At 63.1% G+C, this 16,330-nt stretch carries 15 protein-coding genes; 7 read left to right on the top strand and 8 right to left on the bottom strand.

The features are described 5' to 3' along the window. Positions 1-5: 5 nt before the first annotated feature. The 3 genes from catA to ACYVNQ_RS18075 all read right to left on the bottom strand — a co-directional run bounded on the left by catA (position 6) and on the right by ACYVNQ_RS18075 (position 3,468). Positions 6-917: a catechol 1,2-dioxygenase gene (catA, locus tag ACYVNQ_RS18085; RefSeq protein ID WP_460903930.1), complete on the bottom strand. Its 912-nt coding sequence runs from the start codon at positions 915-917 to the stop codon at positions 6-8. A gap of 47 nt (positions 918-964) precedes the next feature. After that, positions 965-2,134, bottom strand: coding sequence for a muconate/chloromuconate family cycloisomerase (locus ACYVNQ_RS18080; protein WP_460903929.1), 1,170 nt, complete (start codon positions 2,132-2,134; stop codon positions 965-967). Positions 2,135-2,250: 116 nt separating this feature from the next. Next, positions 2,251-3,468 carry a YbfB/YjiJ family MFS transporter gene (locus ACYVNQ_RS18075; protein WP_460903928.1) on the bottom strand — a complete coding sequence of 406 codons (1,218 nt, stop codon included), beginning with the start codon at positions 3,466-3,468 and terminating at the stop codon, positions 2,251-2,253. Positions 3,469-3,625: 157 nt separating this feature from the next. Here ACYVNQ_RS18075 and ACYVNQ_RS18070 point away from each other — a divergent pair, with 157 nt between their 5' ends. Then, positions 3,626-3,889, top strand: coding sequence for a hypothetical protein (locus ACYVNQ_RS18070; protein WP_460903927.1), 264 nt, complete (start codon positions 3,626-3,628; stop codon positions 3,887-3,889). 44 nt (positions 3,890-3,933) lie between these two features. On the opposite strand, the gene ACYVNQ_RS18065 is transcribed toward ACYVNQ_RS18070, so the two are convergent. The 5 genes from ACYVNQ_RS18065 to ACYVNQ_RS18045 all read right to left on the bottom strand — a co-directional run bounded on the left by ACYVNQ_RS18065 (position 3,934) and on the right by ACYVNQ_RS18045 (position 9,218). Next, positions 3,934-4,470, bottom strand: coding sequence for an RrF2 family transcriptional regulator (locus ACYVNQ_RS18065; RefSeq protein ID WP_460903926.1), 537 nt, complete (start codon positions 4,468-4,470; stop codon positions 3,934-3,936). 75 nt (positions 4,471-4,545) lie between these two features. Then, positions 4,546-6,021 carry an NCS1 family nucleobase:cation symporter-1 gene (locus tag ACYVNQ_RS18060; RefSeq protein WP_460903925.1) on the bottom strand — a complete coding sequence of 492 codons (1,476 nt, stop codon included), beginning with the start codon at positions 6,019-6,021 and terminating at the stop codon, positions 4,546-4,548. Between the two features lie 218 nt (positions 6,022-6,239). Next, the gene (locus ACYVNQ_RS18055; RefSeq protein WP_460903924.1) at positions 6,240-7,109 is read right to left on the bottom strand and encodes a MurR/RpiR family transcriptional regulator; all 870 of its coding nucleotides are present in this window, start codon (positions 7,107-7,109) and stop codon (positions 6,240-6,242) included. 120 nt (positions 7,110-7,229) lie between these two features. After that, complete coding sequence (locus tag ACYVNQ_RS18050) at positions 7,230-8,306, bottom strand: ABC transporter ATP-binding protein (RefSeq protein ID WP_460904952.1); 1,077 nt, start codon at positions 8,304-8,306, stop codon at positions 7,230-7,232. A gap of 138 nt (positions 8,307-8,444) precedes the next feature. Further along, on the bottom strand, positions 8,445-9,218 hold the full coding sequence (locus ACYVNQ_RS18045; protein WP_460903923.1) for an SDR family oxidoreductase: 774 nt from the start codon (positions 9,216-9,218) through the stop codon (positions 8,445-8,447). Positions 9,219-9,514: 296 nt separating this feature from the next. Between ACYVNQ_RS18045 and ACYVNQ_RS18040 the strand changes: the two genes are divergently transcribed. The 6 genes from ACYVNQ_RS18040 to ACYVNQ_RS18015 all read left to right on the top strand — a co-directional run bounded on the left by ACYVNQ_RS18040 (position 9,515) and on the right by ACYVNQ_RS18015 (position 16,233). Beyond that, positions 9,515-10,747 (top strand): ABC transporter substrate-binding protein, encoded by a 1,233-nt coding sequence (locus tag ACYVNQ_RS18040; protein ID WP_460903922.1) that lies wholly within the window; start codon positions 9,515-9,517, stop codon positions 10,745-10,747. A gap of 190 nt (positions 10,748-10,937) precedes the next feature. Then, a complete protein-coding gene (locus tag ACYVNQ_RS18035; protein WP_460903921.1) occupies positions 10,938-11,867 on the top strand; it encodes a carbohydrate ABC transporter permease in 930 nt (309 codons plus the stop codon). Next, positions 11,864-12,709 carry a carbohydrate ABC transporter permease gene (locus tag ACYVNQ_RS18030; protein ID WP_460903919.1) on the top strand — a complete coding sequence of 282 codons (846 nt, stop codon included), beginning with the start codon at positions 11,864-11,866 and terminating at the stop codon, positions 12,707-12,709. Before ACYVNQ_RS18035 ends, ACYVNQ_RS18030 begins: the two co-directional genes overlap by 4 nt. 161 nt (positions 12,710-12,870) lie before the next feature. Continuing rightward, a complete protein-coding gene (locus ACYVNQ_RS18025) occupies positions 12,871-13,308 on the top strand; it encodes a carboxymuconolactone decarboxylase family protein (protein WP_460903918.1) in 438 nt (145 codons plus the stop codon). Between the two features lie 116 nt (positions 13,309-13,424). Beyond that, entirely contained in the window at positions 13,425-14,648 is a 1,224-nt protein-coding gene (locus ACYVNQ_RS18020; RefSeq protein WP_460903917.1) for a dienelactone hydrolase family protein, read from the top strand. Positions 14,649-14,757: 109 nt separating this feature from the next. Further along, the gene (locus tag ACYVNQ_RS18015) at positions 14,758-16,233 is read left to right on the top strand and encodes a DHA2 family efflux MFS transporter permease subunit (RefSeq protein WP_460903916.1); all 1,476 of its coding nucleotides are present in this window, start codon (positions 14,758-14,760) and stop codon (positions 16,231-16,233) included. Positions 16,234-16,330: the final 97 nt, after the last annotated feature.

The following is a 16,330-nucleotide window of genomic DNA, read 5'->3' as shown; positions in this document are numbered from 1 at the left end:
GGGCCTCAGTCGGCCAGCGCGCGCACGCGCTGCACTTCGCTAGTCGGGATGTCGCTGCGCTCGCGCACCAGCACGAAGTCGAAGTCGATCAGCGAGAACTGCCCGGTGATGCCGTAGGGTTTGCCGGCCGCGCCCTCTTCCTGCTTGAGCTGCGGCACGAGACCATCGCGCGTCGCGAACGCGAAGTCGTCCCACAGATACGGATCGCCTTCGATATTGATCTGCGTGGTCAGCTTGCGAAAGCCCGCCGCGGACACGAAGAAGTGAATGTGCGCTGGACGGTGCCCATGCCGTCCCAGCCGATCGAGCAGTTGCTGCGTCTTGCCGCCGGGCGGCACGCTGTAGCCCACCGGCACCACGCTGCGGAAGCTATACGCGCCTTGCGCGTCGGCGCGAATCGCGCCGCGCAGATGAAAGGCCGGCTGCGACTTGTCGAAGTGCGAGTAGTTGCCCAGGTGATTCGCGTGCCAGACCTCGACCAGCGCACCGGGCGCTGGCTGACCGTCTTCGCCTAGTACGCGGCCACGCATCACCAGCGTCGTGCCCGGCTCGCTGCCGTTATCCAGACGCGCATGCTGTTGCGATTCGGGCGCACCTGCTACGTACAGCGGACCTTCGATCGTGCGCGGCGTGCCGCCGTCGGCGCCCGCTTTCGCTTCCGCTTCGTCGAGGCGCACGTCGAGGAAATGTTCGAAGCCGAGGCCCGCTGCCAGCAGACCCAGTTCGCCGCTCTGCCCTGCTTCGCCCAGGTAATTCAGCGCAGACCAGAATTCGTTTGGCGTCACGTCCAGTTCGTCGATCGTGATGAACAGGTCGCGCACGATGCGGTGCACCACCTGCTTCGTGCGAGCGTCGCCGGCACTGATTGCGCTGGCGTCGATTTTTTGCAGTAACGCGTCGATGGCTTGCGGGTTCATGGGGTGTCTCCTTTCATGTATCGATTGCTGTGGGGAAGGTGGCCGCGTTAGTGGTGATAGTGCGCGGCCGCCACGCTCGCGCCGCGCTTTGTATCGCGCCGCAAGCGTTCGATCTTGTCGAGATCGAGTTGCACGCCTAGGCCGGGCCCTTGCGGCAACGTCAGCGTGAAGTTCTCGTAGCGCAGCGGCTGCGTGAGAATTTCTTCAGTTAGCAGCAGCGGACCGAACAGCTCCGTGCCCCATCTGAGCTCGCGAAACGTGCTGAACAATTGCGCCGATGCGATCGTGCCGAGCGCGCTTTCGAGCATCGTGCCGCCGTACAACGCAATGCCTGACGCGAGCGCAATCGCCGCGACGTCGGCCGCACCGCGTAATCCCCCGGATTGCGCGATCTTTACGGCGAATACGTCGGCAGCGCTGTCGCTGGCGAGTACGAATGCGTCTGTCGGGCCATGCAGCGCCTCGTCGGCCATGATCGGAACCTGCGCGAGATGCGTGAGCCGCGCGAGGCCGCGGCGGTCGTCGGCACGCACCGGCTGCTCGACAAGTGCAATGCCCGCGTCGGCAAGCCGGCTGAGTGCCCAGATCGCGTCCGGCACACTCCACGCCTGATTGACATCGACGCGTACTTCGGCGCGGTCACCCAGTTCTTGTTTTATTGCTGCGACGTGCGCAACGTCGTCGGCTACCGCACGGCTGCCGATCTTCAGCTTGAAAATACGGTGCCGCTTCATGTCGAGCATCTGCAACGCTTCGTCGATATCGCGCCGCGTATCGCCGCTTGCCAGCGTCCACGCTACTTCGATCGAATCCGTCACGCGGCCGCCGAACAGTTCGGAAAGCGGCACGCCAAGGCGTTGCGCGTGAGCGTCGAATAGCGCCGTTTCCAGTGCGGATTTGGCGAAGCGATTGCCCTGGTAGAGGTCGCCGAGATGCGCCATCGCCGCGTTGGGACGCGTCGCGTCCATGCTGCGCAGCGCGGGTGCAAAGTAAGTCTCGATGTTGGTCTTGATGCTTTCGGGGCTTTCTTCGCCGTATGCGAGCCCGCCGATCGTCGTGCCTTCGCCCCAGCCGGTGATACCGTCAGAGCATCGAATCCGCACCAGCACCAGCGTCTGGCAGCGCATCGTCGCGACCGACAGACGATGCGGCCGGATCGTCGGCACGTCGACCAGAATTGCCTCTACTTCCTCTATCCGTATGGAACTCGCGCTCATGCAACTCTCCTGCTGTTGCGACCCATACTAGAAGTAGCGCAGCGGTGAGTCCAACACCGTTTGAGTGCGGTTTCCATACCTCATGGGTATGGAGAGAGGATGCTGAACCTGCCTGCCTACCTGCGTGCGGCCCGTGGGCCGAACATGTCGCACAGGAAGCACAGCAGGTATGCGCCGGCGCCGAGCGCGAACAGCATTCGATGGTTGCCGCCGCTCGCATTGAACACCGACGAATACGTGTAACCCGCCATCGCCTGAAAGGCGGCGAACAGGATCGTCGCACGGCTCCATACCAGGTTCTGCCGCGCGTGATTGCCGGGGATGACCTCGTGCACGCGCGCCAGCATCAGCGGCACGATGCCCGGCGGGAAGCTGCCGATCAGCACGGCCAGCGCGCCGATCGCAACGCGACTGTGCGCGCAGGCAAGCAGCGCAGCGAGAATCGCCTGCGCCAGCATGACCACGCGCATGCCAGTCGCCGCGCCGAGCCGGTCGGCTAGCGCGCCATAGACGGGCGGCCCGGCAATCGCGCCGACGCCATACAGGATCCAGCACAGTGCGCCCAGATGCGCACCTGCATTCAGGCCGCGTGCGATGAAGTCGACCAGAAAGACCATGGTCGGCACGATGCCGAACGCCATCACCGCGTATTGCAGATACAGCATGCGCACGGTGGAAGCGGCTGGCTCGTTGGCCGTCGACGTCGGCGCGTGGGCCTGCGCCGCCGCTGCGTGCGCCGCCGACGACGGCCATAGCGGCCACGTCACGACGGTCAGCACCGCCGACAGCACGCCGAGGCCGAGCCATGTCTGGCGCAGGCCGAAGTCGAGCAGCAACGGAATGATCGTGCCCGATGCCGCAATGCCGAGCCCCAGCCCCAGAAATAACGCACCGCTGACCAGCCCTTTGCGCTCGCCGGGCACGTGCGGCATCACGGTCGCCGCAACCAGCACCATGACCGAGCCACCGGCGATGCCCGACAGCAATCGCCAGCCGAAAAACCAGCTGACCGAAACCGGGTACGCGCAGGCAAAAAATGCCAGCGTCACCGCCACCATCATGATGCGCAGCGTATGCGAGTTACCCAAACGACGGGCCAGCGGACGGCCGACGATCGCGCCGATCAGATAGCCCATCAGATTGGCGGCGCCGAGGTACACCGCGTCGGAAGTGGCAAACCAGTGTGCCTGGATCAGCGAAGGCAGCAGCGGTGTGTACGCGAAGCGAGCCAGACCGATGCTCGACAGACTCGCGCATAGGCCTGCAAAGATGTATCTCCACGCGGAGGGACGCCGCGCGCCGATCGGCACGGTGCCGGGGAGTGGGGATGTCATGAAGCCAGATTCCTTGAGGTTCGAAGAATGACGAACGGTCGTGTGGAGACCACAGACGGGGTTCCGTTATTTTTGACTTACGTGTCAATGTTGGCGATTTTAGACACGTCTGTCAAACACTGCAAGTCTGTTGACATGTACGCTGACTTGGCGACGGATGAAAATTCGACCAACCTCGCGGCAGCGATGTGTTTGGTCGCAGTTGAATTTTTTTGGGGAACCGATGGTGACCTGTCGCGCAGAACAGGAAGCGTGTGCCGTGGCCATGTTACGTGCGCACGCAGATTTGACCGGGCTAGCCGAACAGTGGGCAAGCTGGAAGCGCGCTCGTGTGGAGGCCGACGATCTGGAAACGGCGCAAGACAACGCGCTGGAACAAGCGGCAAAAGCAACAAAAGCGGCATGCGCCGCTTTTGCGTGACAACAAGCGAGAATATCGGCTCCGCTCAGGCCGCTTCAGACCGTTCAGGCCGATCCGGCACCGCGCTCGCGCCGCCGGCCCGACGCGCGCGAATCGAGCCATTTCACCACTTGCGGACCGAACGTGCGCGGCGCCTTGGCCACGGTGCGCGTCGCGATGTCCGCCAGCGTTTGCGAAGCAAGGGATTCGCGCATGCGCTTCTCCGCCTGCTGCATCACGCTGTGAATCGAGCACATGCCACTCGTGGCCCATGTCGGCGCTGTATCGCCGAACACGGCACACCGCTCGCGCACTTCGCGGCATTCGAACAGTGGCTTGTCGCCATCGATGGCAATCACTACGTCCAGCACCGAAATCTGCTGCGCGGGCCGAGCCAGCGCGAAGCCGCCCTTCGCGCCTTCGGTGGCGATCACCAGGCCCGCCTTGTGCAGCTTCGTGAATAGCTTTGCGAGGTAATCGGCGGGCACGCCCTGCAGTTCCGCAAGGTCGCGCACGCTGGCTTCCGGTACGCCCGGCGCGGGCTCGATCAGGTACAGCATGCAATGCAACCCGTATTCGACGCCTGTGCTGATATGAGCCACTTTTCTTCACTCCGACTTGATGTATCGGAGTAAGAATACCGGCATTTCGGCGCTGGCGCAATATGACGGTTCGTGTCAAACGCGCCGGGCCGCGCGCATCGCCACCAGATAGATCACCGCCCCCGCGACCGCGCCGATCAGCCAGCCGAAATTGTTTTCCGGCAGCACATGCAGTAACTGCGAGCAAATCTCCCAACCGATCGAGATGATGCCGGAAACCAGCAGCGCCGCGACGCCGACCTTGTTCCAGCCGCCGTCATAGTAAAAGCGCGCCTTCGGCGACATCGTGTAGAGCGCGGCCGTCTGCACCTGCTGCTTCTTGACCAGATAGAAGTCCGCCATCATCACGCCATACAGCGGCGCCAGCACCGCCCCGAACACGCTGACGAAAATCGTGATCGCCTTCGGGCTATCGACGAAAATCCACGGACACACCAGCACCGCAAGAATCGAAGCGATCAGCCCGCCGCGTTTGAAGTCCACGTGCTTTGGAAACAGGTTGGCGATGTCGTAGGCCGGCGAAACGAAATTGGCAACGATGTTGATGCCCATGGTCGCCACGATGAAGGTCAGGCTGCCGATCACGACCGCGACCTTGTTATCGATATGCGCGACGATCTCCACCGGGTCCATGATCATGCGCCCGAACACCGTCGCGCTGCCCGAGGTGACGATCACCGTGATGATCGCGAAGACGATGAAGTTGACCGGCAAGCCGAGGAAGTTGCCGACCTTCATCTGGCGTTCGCTCTTCGCAAAGCGCGAGAAATCGCCGAAATTCAGCAGCAGCGCAGCGAAGTAGCTGACCACCAGCAGGATGGCGCTGCCCATCGCGGCGAACTGCTCGTTGCCGGTCAGATGCTGGCCGCCGAGCGTCAGGCTCAGGCTGCCGAGCCCGGCCTGCGACAGGATCCACGCCATCAGCACGAACATCACCACATAGACGGCCGGGCCGCAGAAGTCGATGAATTTGCGGATCGTCTCCATGCCGCGCTGGAAGATGATCAACTGGAAGATCCACATAAACAGAAAGCTGATCCAGCCGAGGGCGGTGAGTTGCAGAAAGCTCATCTGGGTCAGCGCGACGGCCGGCGGAATGAACAGCAGAATCAGCGTCGCTACCGCTTTCGACGCGAAGTAGGTCTGCACGCCGTACCAGACGATGCCCACCACGCCGCGAATCACCGCTGCGAGATTCGCGCCCATCACGCCCATGCTGACGCGCGCCATCACCGGAAACGGAATGCCGTGAACGTAGCTCGGCTTGCCGACCCAATTCATCAGCACATAGACCACCAGAATGCCGATGGTCATGGCGAGCAGCACTTGCCAGCCTGAGATGCCGAGCAGAAACAGGCTGGCGGCGAACGTATAGCCGCCCACGCTGTGCACATCGGACATCCACATTGCAAAGATGCTGTAGCCGGTCCACGTGCGCCGGTCGTGCGGGACCGGTGCGAGGTCGCGGTTGTGCAGACGCTCGTCGGTGGGCAACGCGGCGTCGCCGGCGAGCGGCTGGGCATCGCCGTCGAAAAGCGGTGAGCTGGACATGGCTTCCCCTTAAGGGTTAACGACCGGTTATCTGCGCGAGAGACACTCGGTATTGCGTATGGCCATGGCGCGGTCCGCAGCGGAGGATGTGCGGCGGTGGGATCGCGTCGGAACAGCGGCTGGTTGTTGTGGCTGCAATATAGATTGTTTTGGCAATGGCCGCGGTTGTCTAGTTGTCAATAACATGCGGTGCGAAGTACGCGGCACTGGTGTTGCACTCAGAATCGCGGCTCATCCGCCGCCTGCTGCGACGGCGCCACTCGCGCATCCGCCGCGCGCATCTTCTCGAGCGTCTTCGGCTCGAGCCTCAGCGCCAGCCCGATCAACAGCGCGTCGACGATGCACAGATGCACGAGCCGCGCGACGCCCGGCGTATGAGGCTCGACCGCATCCGGCGCGCGCAGCAGCAGCGGAATATCCACCAGCCACGCAAGCCGCGAGCCGACGTTGGTCAGCGCAATGGTCGTCGCGCCGCGCTCCTTCGCGATCTGGATGCTTTCGTTCACTTCGATGCTGCGCCCCGAATGCGAGATCGCAAACGCGACATCGCCCGGTTCGAGCAGCCCCGCATACAGACGCTGCAAATGCCCATCGGTGAACGCGCTAGCCGCGACGTCGAGCCGTAACAGCCGCAACGCCGCATCTTGCGCCACCAGCCCCGAGCCCGTGCCGACGCCAAAGCAGAACACGCGTCGCGCGTTCGACAAAGCTGCGAGCGCCGACTCAACCGCCAGCGGGTCGAGCGCGCTGCGCGCATGCGAGATGCCCTCGATCGCCGCTTCGCCGACCTTGTCGAACAAGGTCGGGATATCGTCGCTGCTCGCCACCGCCTGCGACGCATACGGCATGCCGCCGGCCACGCTCTGTGCAAGCCGCATCTTGAAGTCGCGCAGCCCATGCGCGCCGACCGCGCGGCAAAAGCGCGTCACCGAAGGCTCCGAAACATCGGCGCGCTGCGCGATCTCCGTAATGCTCGCGCGCATCGCAAAGTCGACGTCGGCGAGCACCATATCGGCGACCTTGCGTTCGGCGGGCCGCAGCGTCGGCAGCGCGTCGCGGATGTGTGGAATCAGGTTCGCTGCGGACACCCGGATATTCCTCTTGCGTTCAAGGTTCGCTCTGCAAGTCGTTGCGCTTGTGCTGTAGTCAGCCCGAAACTGTGTGCATAAAACGACACAAGGCGCACAGCGTCAGCATTGACATCGGTACTACCCGAGTCGTTTGCCGCTGCCCGTGTCGAACAGATGCACGTGTTCAGCGGGCAAGCGCAACAACACACGCTGCCCCGATGCCAAAGCCGCGCGCTGCCGCGTCGTCACACACCACGGGCTGCCGCCGATCTTGCCGTACAGATGCGTCTCCGCACCGGTCGGCTCGGTCACTTCGATTTCCATCGGGATGCCGCTTCCGCTTGGTGCGCTATCGAGTTCGATGTGCTCGGGGCGCACGCCGAGCGTGAGCTTCGCGCCCGGTTGCGCCGCCCCTTGCGCCAGCGGAATGCGCAGACCATCGGCGAGCAGCAGCGCGAGGCCGCCATCGCCGGCCACCACTTCGCCTTCGGCGAAGTTCATCGACGGCGAACCGAGAAAACTCGCTACAAACAGATTGGCCGGACGATCGTACAGGTCAAGCGGCCGCCCGATCTGCTCGATGCGCCCTGCATTCATCACGACGATGCGATCGGCCATCGTCATCGCTTCGATCTGGTCGTGCGTCACGTAGATCACGGTGTTTTTCAGGCGCTGGTGCAGCGCCTTGATCTCGGTGCGCATCTGCACGCGCAGCTTGGCGTCGAGGTTCGACAGCGGTTCGTCGAACAGGAACAGCGCCGGTTCGCGCACCACCGCGCGCCCCATCGCGACGCGCTGGCGCTGTCCGCCGGACAGCGCGCGCGGCAGGCGGTCCAGGTAACCGCTGAGATTGAGCATCTTCGCCGCGGCTTCGATGCGCGGCTTGAAGTTCGACGCCGTCTCCTTGCGGATGCGCGGGCCGAACGCGATGTTGTCGTACACCGACAGATGCGGGTACAGCGCATAGCTCTGAAACACCATCGATATATTGCGCTGCTGCGGTGCAAGCGCATTCGCGCGCGTGCCGCCGATCAGCAGGTCGCCGCCGCTGATTTCCTCGAGACCGGCCACCATTCGCATCAGCGTGCTTTTGCCGCAGCCCGATGGACCGACCAGCACGACAAACTCGCCATCGTCGATATGCAGGTCGATGCCGTGCACCACCTGGGTGTCGCCGTAGCGCTTGTAGATGCCGCTTAGTTGCACTGCTGCCATGCTGTCCTCATCCCTGATTCGATGCGTGTCGTAGGTCTGGTGCTTCGGTTTCATGCGCCGCGCGGGCTATGTGAGTGCCCGCTTTGCGGCGCGGCTGTGCGACGGCGCCGCTGCGTTTTGCCATCACGCCGCTTCACGTTATAGCGACTCGAGCGTCAGCTCCTCGGCCATCAGCCGGTTGCCCGCCATCAGGCCGCCGTCCACCGGCAGCGCCACGCCGGTAATCACGCGCGCCTGCGGCGACGCGAGGAACTGCACGGCATCGGCGATATCGTCCGGCGTTGCGAAGTCGCGCAGCGGGTACCACTTCTTCAGGTTCTCGAAGACCTGCGGGTTCTTGTCGACGCGCGCCTGCCACGCCTGCGTCTTCACGGTGCCCGGGCACACGATGTTGGCGCGGATGCCGTAGCGGCCCAGTTCGATGGCGAGCGACTTCGTATAGCTGATCAGGCCCGCCTTCGCCGCGCTATACGCCGGGTGACCGAGCGCCGCCATGCCGTTCACCGAACCGATCAGCACCAGCGCACCTTGCTGGCGCGCGATCATCGCTTCGCGCACCGCTTCGACCGTGTGATACGTGCCGTTCAGGTTCAGATGCACGTCGCGCTGCCAGCTGGCCGGATCGGTTTTGGCGAGCGTCAGCCCTTCGGCCGCGCCGGCGTTCGCCACCAGCACATCCACCGGGCCGCGCGCCGCGGCTGCCTGCGCGACCGCTTCACGCACCGCCGCCGCGTCGTTCAGGTCGACGGCAAGCGGCACGACCTGCGCCGCGCCCAGCCGTTCGGCCAGTTGCGCCAGCGCCGCGGCGTCGCGATCGAGCGCAAACACCGTGTCGCCCGCGTCGACGAAACGCCGGCACAGCACGCTGCCGATCCCGCCGCATGCGCCGGTTACCAGCACCACACGATTCATGTCCTGTCCTCATCGTTCGGTAGCCAATGCGCATCGCCCCATGTCTTGTAAATTTCCAACATGTGAGACATCGCCGACTGCCGGAAGCCATTTTTAACGGTTCGTCCGTCAAACCGGTGCAACCGCCTGCGTTGCAACAAAAACCCCATCGTTACAGGATCTTATGCAAAAGCGAAGACAACAAAAAATACTCGGCATCCCTACGTGACAAGCTTTTTTTCATCCTGTAGGATTTTTTCAAACAATTCAACCCAAAGCCGCCGGCGACGGCAGCAGACCACTCCAGGAGAGACGAAATGTCGTTGCATGCACGTGCTTCCCTTACGCTAGGCAAGCTCGCCGTAGCGCTTACGTTCGCCGGTGTCGCCATTGCGGCGCACGCCGACACAGTGCGCGTCACCGTCGCGCACTACAGCGATCAAACGGCACCGTACTTCGAAAAAATGGCTCGCCAGTTCGAAAAGGCCAACCCGGGCACGACCATCAAGATCGAAGACGTGAACTGGGACACGCTGCAACAAAAGCTGCAAACAGACATTTCGGGCAACGCGAACGCGGATCTGGCGATCGTCGGCACGCGCTGGCTGCTCGATTTCGTGAAGGACGGCGTCGCCGAGCCGCTCGACGGCTACATGGACGCGAACTTCAAGAACCGCTTTATCGGCCCGTTCCTGGCTCCTGGCCAGATCGACGGCAAGACCTACGGTCTGCCGATCGCCGCATCGGCGCGCGGGCTGTACTACAACAAGGATCTGCTGGCGAGCGTCGGCTATCCGAACGGTCCCAAAACGTGGAACGACGTGATCGAAGCGTCGAAGAAGCTGAAGGCCAAGGGCGTGGCCGGCTTCGGCCTGCAGGGCAAGGAAATCGAAACCGACGTCTACTATTACTACGCGCTGTGGTCCAACGGCGGCGACGTGCTGAACAAGTCGGGCAAGGCCGGCTTCGATTCGCCGGAAGGCATCAAAGCCGCGACGCTGTACAAGACGCTGATCGATGACGGCCTGACGCAGCCAGGCGTGACCGGCTACAGCCGTGAAGACGTGCAGAACCTGTTCAAGCAGGGCCGCGTGGCGATGGTGATTTCCGCGCCGTTCCTCGCCAAGCAGATCAAGAAGGAAGCACCGAACCTGAAGTACGGCATCGATCCGGTGCCGGTCGGCACGAAGGAAGCGACCTACGCGGTCACCGATTCGATCGTGATGTTCAAGAATTCGAAGGTGAAGAAGGACGCGTGGAAGTTCCTCGATTATCTGTTCACGAAGGAACCGCGCGTCGAGTTCACCAGCACCGAGGGTTTCCTGCCGACCACCAAGGCGGAAGCCAGCGACCCGGCGTTCGCCGATCCGGACACCAAGGCGTTTATCGCGCTGCTGCCGCATGCGCACTTCGCGCCGACCGTGACCGGCTGGGAAGACACCGCGAAGGCGGTGACCAACGCGATGCAATCGGTGTATCTCGGCAAGGCGAAACCGGCTGACGCGTTGAAACAGGCCGCCGGCGAAGCCAACAAGTCGCTCGGCCAGTAACCAGTAACGGACTGTCGACTCCCCATGACGCCGCGCGTGGTCCACTTGCCAGGCGGCGGCGTCGCCCTCGACGGAGCTGTGCCGCCGCCCCCCGGCGGCACGCGCGAGGCCGGCTTCGGCCCGTCGAGCCCTTCCGGTCCGCCCGGCCCTGACCGGCCCGGCGGCCGGCGTCTTTTCTGATCGAGCACGCATGAGCCGTTCCGCATCCGCCACCGTCGCCCGTTCTGCCGCCTCCGGGTCTGCGCTGCCGCGCATGACCACGCCGTGGCTGCTGATCGCGCCGAGTCTGATCCTCGCGCTGTTCATCATCAGCTATCCGATCTTCAATATCGTGTACCAGTCGATGCACGACGTATCGCGCTTCGGTGCGATACGCGGCTTCAACGGGCTCGCGAACTTCTATAGCGTGTTCTCCGACCCAGTGTTTCTCGACGCGACCCGCCGCACGCTGGTGTGGACCGCGTGTGTGGTCGGCGGCACCGTGCTGATCTCGGTACCGGTCGCGCTGGTGCTGAACCAGGACTTCCACGGGCGCGGCATCGCGCGCACGATCGTGATGCTGCCGTGGTCGGTTTCGCTGACGATGACCGCCGTCGTGTGGCGCTGGGCCTTCAACGACGACTACGGTATGGTCAACGTCACGCTGCAGCGGCTCGGACTGATCGGTGGGCCGATTCACTGGCTCGCGACGCCGGAGCTCGCGTTTCCAGTGGAAATCGCGGTCGGCATCCTGGTGTCGATTCCGTTTACCGTGACGATCCTGCTCGGCGGTTTGTCTTCGGTGCCGGGTGATATCTATGAAGCCGCGCGCATCGACGGCGCCAGTGCATGGCAGCAATTCCGCCAGCTGACGCTGCCGCTGTTGCGGCCGTTCATCAACATGGCGATCCTGCTGAACGTGATCTACGTGTTCAACTCGTTCCCGATTATCTGGGTGATGACGCAAGGCGGCCCCGACAACGGCACGCACATTCTCGTCACCTATCTGTACGAACTCGGCTTCCGGCTCGGGCGACCCGGCCAGGCGGCCGCGGTGTCGCTGGTGATGCTGGTGATGCTGTTCGTGTTCTCGATGATTTACCTGCGCATGCAACCGTCGAAAGAAGGAGACGCCGCATGAACGCGAAAATGAAACGCACCGTGTGGTGCTGGATCGCGCTGGCGCCGCTGGTGGTGGTCGTGCTGTTTCCGTTTGCGGTGATGCTGTTCACCGCGTTAAAGCCTGCGCAGGAAGTGTTTATCTATCCGGCGCGCTGGCTGCCGGTGAACTGGCGCTGGCAGAACTTCGTGGATATGTGGACTGCGGCGAACTTCGGCGTGGCGTTGCGCAACAGCTGTGTGATCAGCCTGCTTTCCACGTTGCTCGCGCTGTCCGTCAGCTTGCCTGCGGCGTATGCGCTGGCGCGCTTTCCGTTTCGCGGGCGGGGCGCGTACCGGCAGTTTCTGCTGGTCACGCAGATGCTGTCGCCGATCCTGCTGGTGGTCGGCCTGTTCCGGCTCGCCGCAATGATTCCGTACGGCGACGGCAATCTGGTCGATTCGAAGATCGGCGTGATCGTGTCGTATGCGGCGTTCAATATTGCGTTCGCGGTGTGGATGCTGTCGTCATATTTCCAGACGGTGCCGCGCGATCTCGAAGAATCCGCGTGGCTCGAGGGCTGCAGCCGCACGCGCGCGGTGTTCAAGGTGTTTCTGCCGCTCGCGGTGCCGGCAATCGTCGTGACGGCGATCTTCACATTCATCAATGCGTGGAACGAGTTTGCGGTGGTCTACACGCTGATCCGTTCGCCGGAGAACAAGACGCTCACCGTGCAGGTAACCGATATGGTGGCGGGCAAGTACGTGGTCGAATGGCATCTGGTGATGGCGGCCACCTTGTGCGCGACGCTGCCGGTTTCGATCGTGTTTGCTTGGCTGCAGCGTTATCTGGTGAAGGGGTTGGCGCTTGGTGCGGTGAAATAGCGGCTTTGTATGCTGTTTCGGCTGCGCGGAGGCAGTTGGAATCAGGTCGAAGCTGGTTACCACGAATTAGCAGAAATTGGTCATTTGTTAGAACCAGTTTTGCGCCTAATCTTCATCTGTCGCGCAACTGGATGCGCACTCAAATCAGAGGAAGAATCGCCATGGAACCCCGTCTCGACTTTTACAAGGCTAACCCGCTCGCCATCAAAGCCATGCTCGCCGTTGAAGAGCGCATCAACAAAAGCGGGCTCGAAAAATCGCTGGGCCATCTGGTGCGTCTGCGCGCGTCGCAGATCAACGGCTGCGCGTATTGCGTCGATATGCATACGGCCGAAGCGCGCCGCGATGGCGAAACCGACCGGCGCCTCGCCACGGTCGTCGTGTGGCGCGAAACGCCGTTCTTCACCGATCGCGAGCGGGCCGCATTCGAGTGGACCGAAGCGCTGACGCTGGTGTCGCAAGGACACGTGCCCGACGCGGCATGGGAAGCCGTCAAACCGCATTTCAGCGAGGCGGAACTGGTAGACCTGACGCTGCTGGTATCGGCGATCAACGCGTGGAATCGCTTTGCGATCGGCTTCCGCAAGATGCCGGAATAACGCGCAGCCCGATGGGCATCGCATGAAGCAGGCTACGGCCTGCTTTTTCGTTTCGGGCCGCCAGGTGCGACACTACGCTTCGAATTCACCAGAACGTCATCAAAGGAGAACGGTAGATGGAGGGGTCTTTTATCGAAGTCGCTGCCCACGACGGCGGCCGCTTCAACGCGTATGTCGCGCGCCCCGTGCAGGGTTCGGGGCCAGGCCTCGTGCTGCTGCAGGAAATTTTCGGCATCAACGACTATATGAAGTCGATGGCCGACCGCTTTGCCGAAGAAGGTTATGTGGTGCTGGTGCCCGATCTGTTCTGGCGTATCAAGCCCGGCATCGTGCTCGGCTATGAAGGCGACGACCTGAAGCAGGCTTACGATTGCTTCAGCCGTTTCGACACCGATCGCGCCATCGACGACATCGCCGCCACACTCGCCGCGCTGCGTGCGCTGCCGGAGCACAAAGGCAAGGTCGGCACGGTCGGCTACTGTCTTGGCGGCAAGCTCGCCTACCTCGCCGCGACGCGCACTGATGTCGATTGCGCAGTCAGCTACTACGGCGTGGGCATCGACGCGCATCTGGACGAAGCCGCCAACCTGCGTTGCCCATTGATGCTGCATTACGCGGAAAACGACGCCTACTGCCCCGCCGACGCACGCGAACGGATCGGCGCGGCGCTGGCAAAACGCCCGCATGTCGACGCATACCTGTACGCCGGCTGCGACCACGCGTTTGCGTCGCCCGGTCGCGCGCACTACGACAAGCCCGCGGCAATGATGGCCTACTCGCGCACGCTCGCGCTGCTGCGCCGCGTGCTTGGGCCGGTGTACGACCTCAATGCGTTGTGGGAACAGCACTGCTATTTCGAATTCGCGACGCGCGACGTCGAAGCGGTGATGCCGACGATGGTCGCTGAACCCTACGTGAACCACGTGCCGACGATGACCGGCGGCGTCGGCCATGACAAGCTCAAGCATTTCTACACGAATCATTTCGTGCACTCGAACCCGGCCGATACGAAGCTGATTCCGATCTCGCGCACGATCGGCTCCGACCGCGTCGTCGACGAGTTCATCTTTGCATGCACGCATTCCTGCGAGATCGACTGGCTGCTGCCGGGCGTTGCGCCGACCGGCAAATACTTCGAGGTGCCGATGCTCGCGGTGGTGTGCTTTCGCGGCGACAAGCTGTACAACGAGCATATCTACTGGGACCAGGCGTCGGTGCTCGTGCAAGTCGGGTTGCTCGATCCGGAGAATCTACCCGTGGCCGGCATCGAGAGTGCGCGCAAGCTGCTCGACGAAAAGCTGCCTTCGAACCGCTTGATGGGCGACAAGTGGCAAGGTTGAACACCGGTCGATGCGCATTCGCCGCGACGTTCGCGGGTTGAAATGCCCATGCGGCCGGGACTAGACTGTGAGCTTTCGATCGCCGGACCGAACTCACGGAGAACGCCGCATGACCCATAACATCGAAGGACGCTCACGCTGGCTGGCGCTCATCGTGCTTTGCCTCGGCGTGCTGATGATCGTCCTCGACACGACCATCGTCAACGTCGCACTGCCGTCGATCGCGACGGATCTCGGCTTTTCCGAAACGTCGCTGGTGTGGGTTGTGAACGCCTATATGCTGACGTTCGGCGGCTTTCTGCTGCTCGGCGGCCGGCTCGGCGATCTGTACGGGCACCGCAAGCTGTTTCTCGCGGGCATCACGCTGTTTACGCTCGCTTCGCTTGCATGTGGCCTTGCCAATTCGCAGGTACTGCTGGTGTGCGCACGGGCGATACAAGGGCTCGGCGGCGCGGTCGTGTCGGCTGTTTCGCTGTCGCTGATCATGAATCTGTTCCCCGGCCAGGCAGAACGTGCGAAAGCGATGGGCGTGTACGGCTTCGTATGCGCCGGCGGCGGCAGCATCGGCGTGCTGCTCGGTGGCTTGCTGACCAATCTGCTTAGCTGGCACTGGATCTTTCTCGTCAATCTGCCGATCGGCATCGCGGTCTATGCGCTGTGCGTAGCGTTGCTGCCCGCGGGCCGCGGCAACGCGCACGGCGAGCGGCTCGATGTGGCCGGCGCGATCAGCGTTACTGCTTCGTTGATGCTCGCCGTGTATGCGATCGTCAATGGCAACGAAGCGGGCTGGATGTCGGCGCAAACGCTCGGCCTGCTGCTCGCTGCCATCGTGCTGCTCGCGGTGTTTATCGTCGTCGAAGCACGTGTGCTTCATCCGTTGATGCCGCTCAAGCTGTTCCGGTTGCGCAATCTGACTATCTCTAATGTGATCGCCGTGCTGTGGGCCGCCGCGATGTTCGCGTGGTTCTTCATCTCCGCGCTCTATATGCAGCGCGTGCTCGGCTACGCGCCGTTCCAGGTCGGACTGGCGTTCTTGCCGGCCAATCTGATCATGGCGTTTTTCTCGCTTGGCCTGTCGGCACGCATCGTGATGCGCTTCGGCATTCGCCGGCCGATCGCGGTCGGCTTGCTGCTGGCGGCGATCGGCTTGCTGCTGTTCGCGCGCGCGCCGGTGAATGGGCAGTTGATCGTCGATGTGCTGCCGGGCATGGTACTGCTCGGCATCGGCGCGGGCGTTGCGTTCAACCCGATGTTGCTGGCCGCGATGAACGACGTCGCGCCGAAGGATTCAGGGCTTGCGTCAGGGATCGTCAATACGTCGTTCATGATGGGTGGCGCATTGGGTCTTGCGGTGCTGGCGAGCCTCGCGGCAGCAGCCACCGGCGAAGTCGGCGCTGCGCAAGGCGAGCGGGCTGCGCTGGCCGTCGGCTATCACGTGGCGTTTCTTTGCGGCGCGATTTTCGCGGCGGTCGCGGCACTGCTTGGCGCGTCGCTGTTACGCACCGCGTCGCCGGTTGCCGTGCAGCCGGAACACGGGCCGCACGCGAAGAGCGGCAGCGGTCGCGCGGCGGCCGACCAGATTTGATGGTCACCCCGGGCGGGCAGGAGCTTTTTGGTTTTACCGCCGACGATATACCGGGTGACGACGTACGTTGGCCGGCTCGAACGCCTTATGCGAAATA

The sequence above is a fragment of the Paraburkholderia jirisanensis genome (genome assembly GCF_054782355.1).
This window is presented reverse-complemented; position numbering and strand designations above follow the sequence as displayed.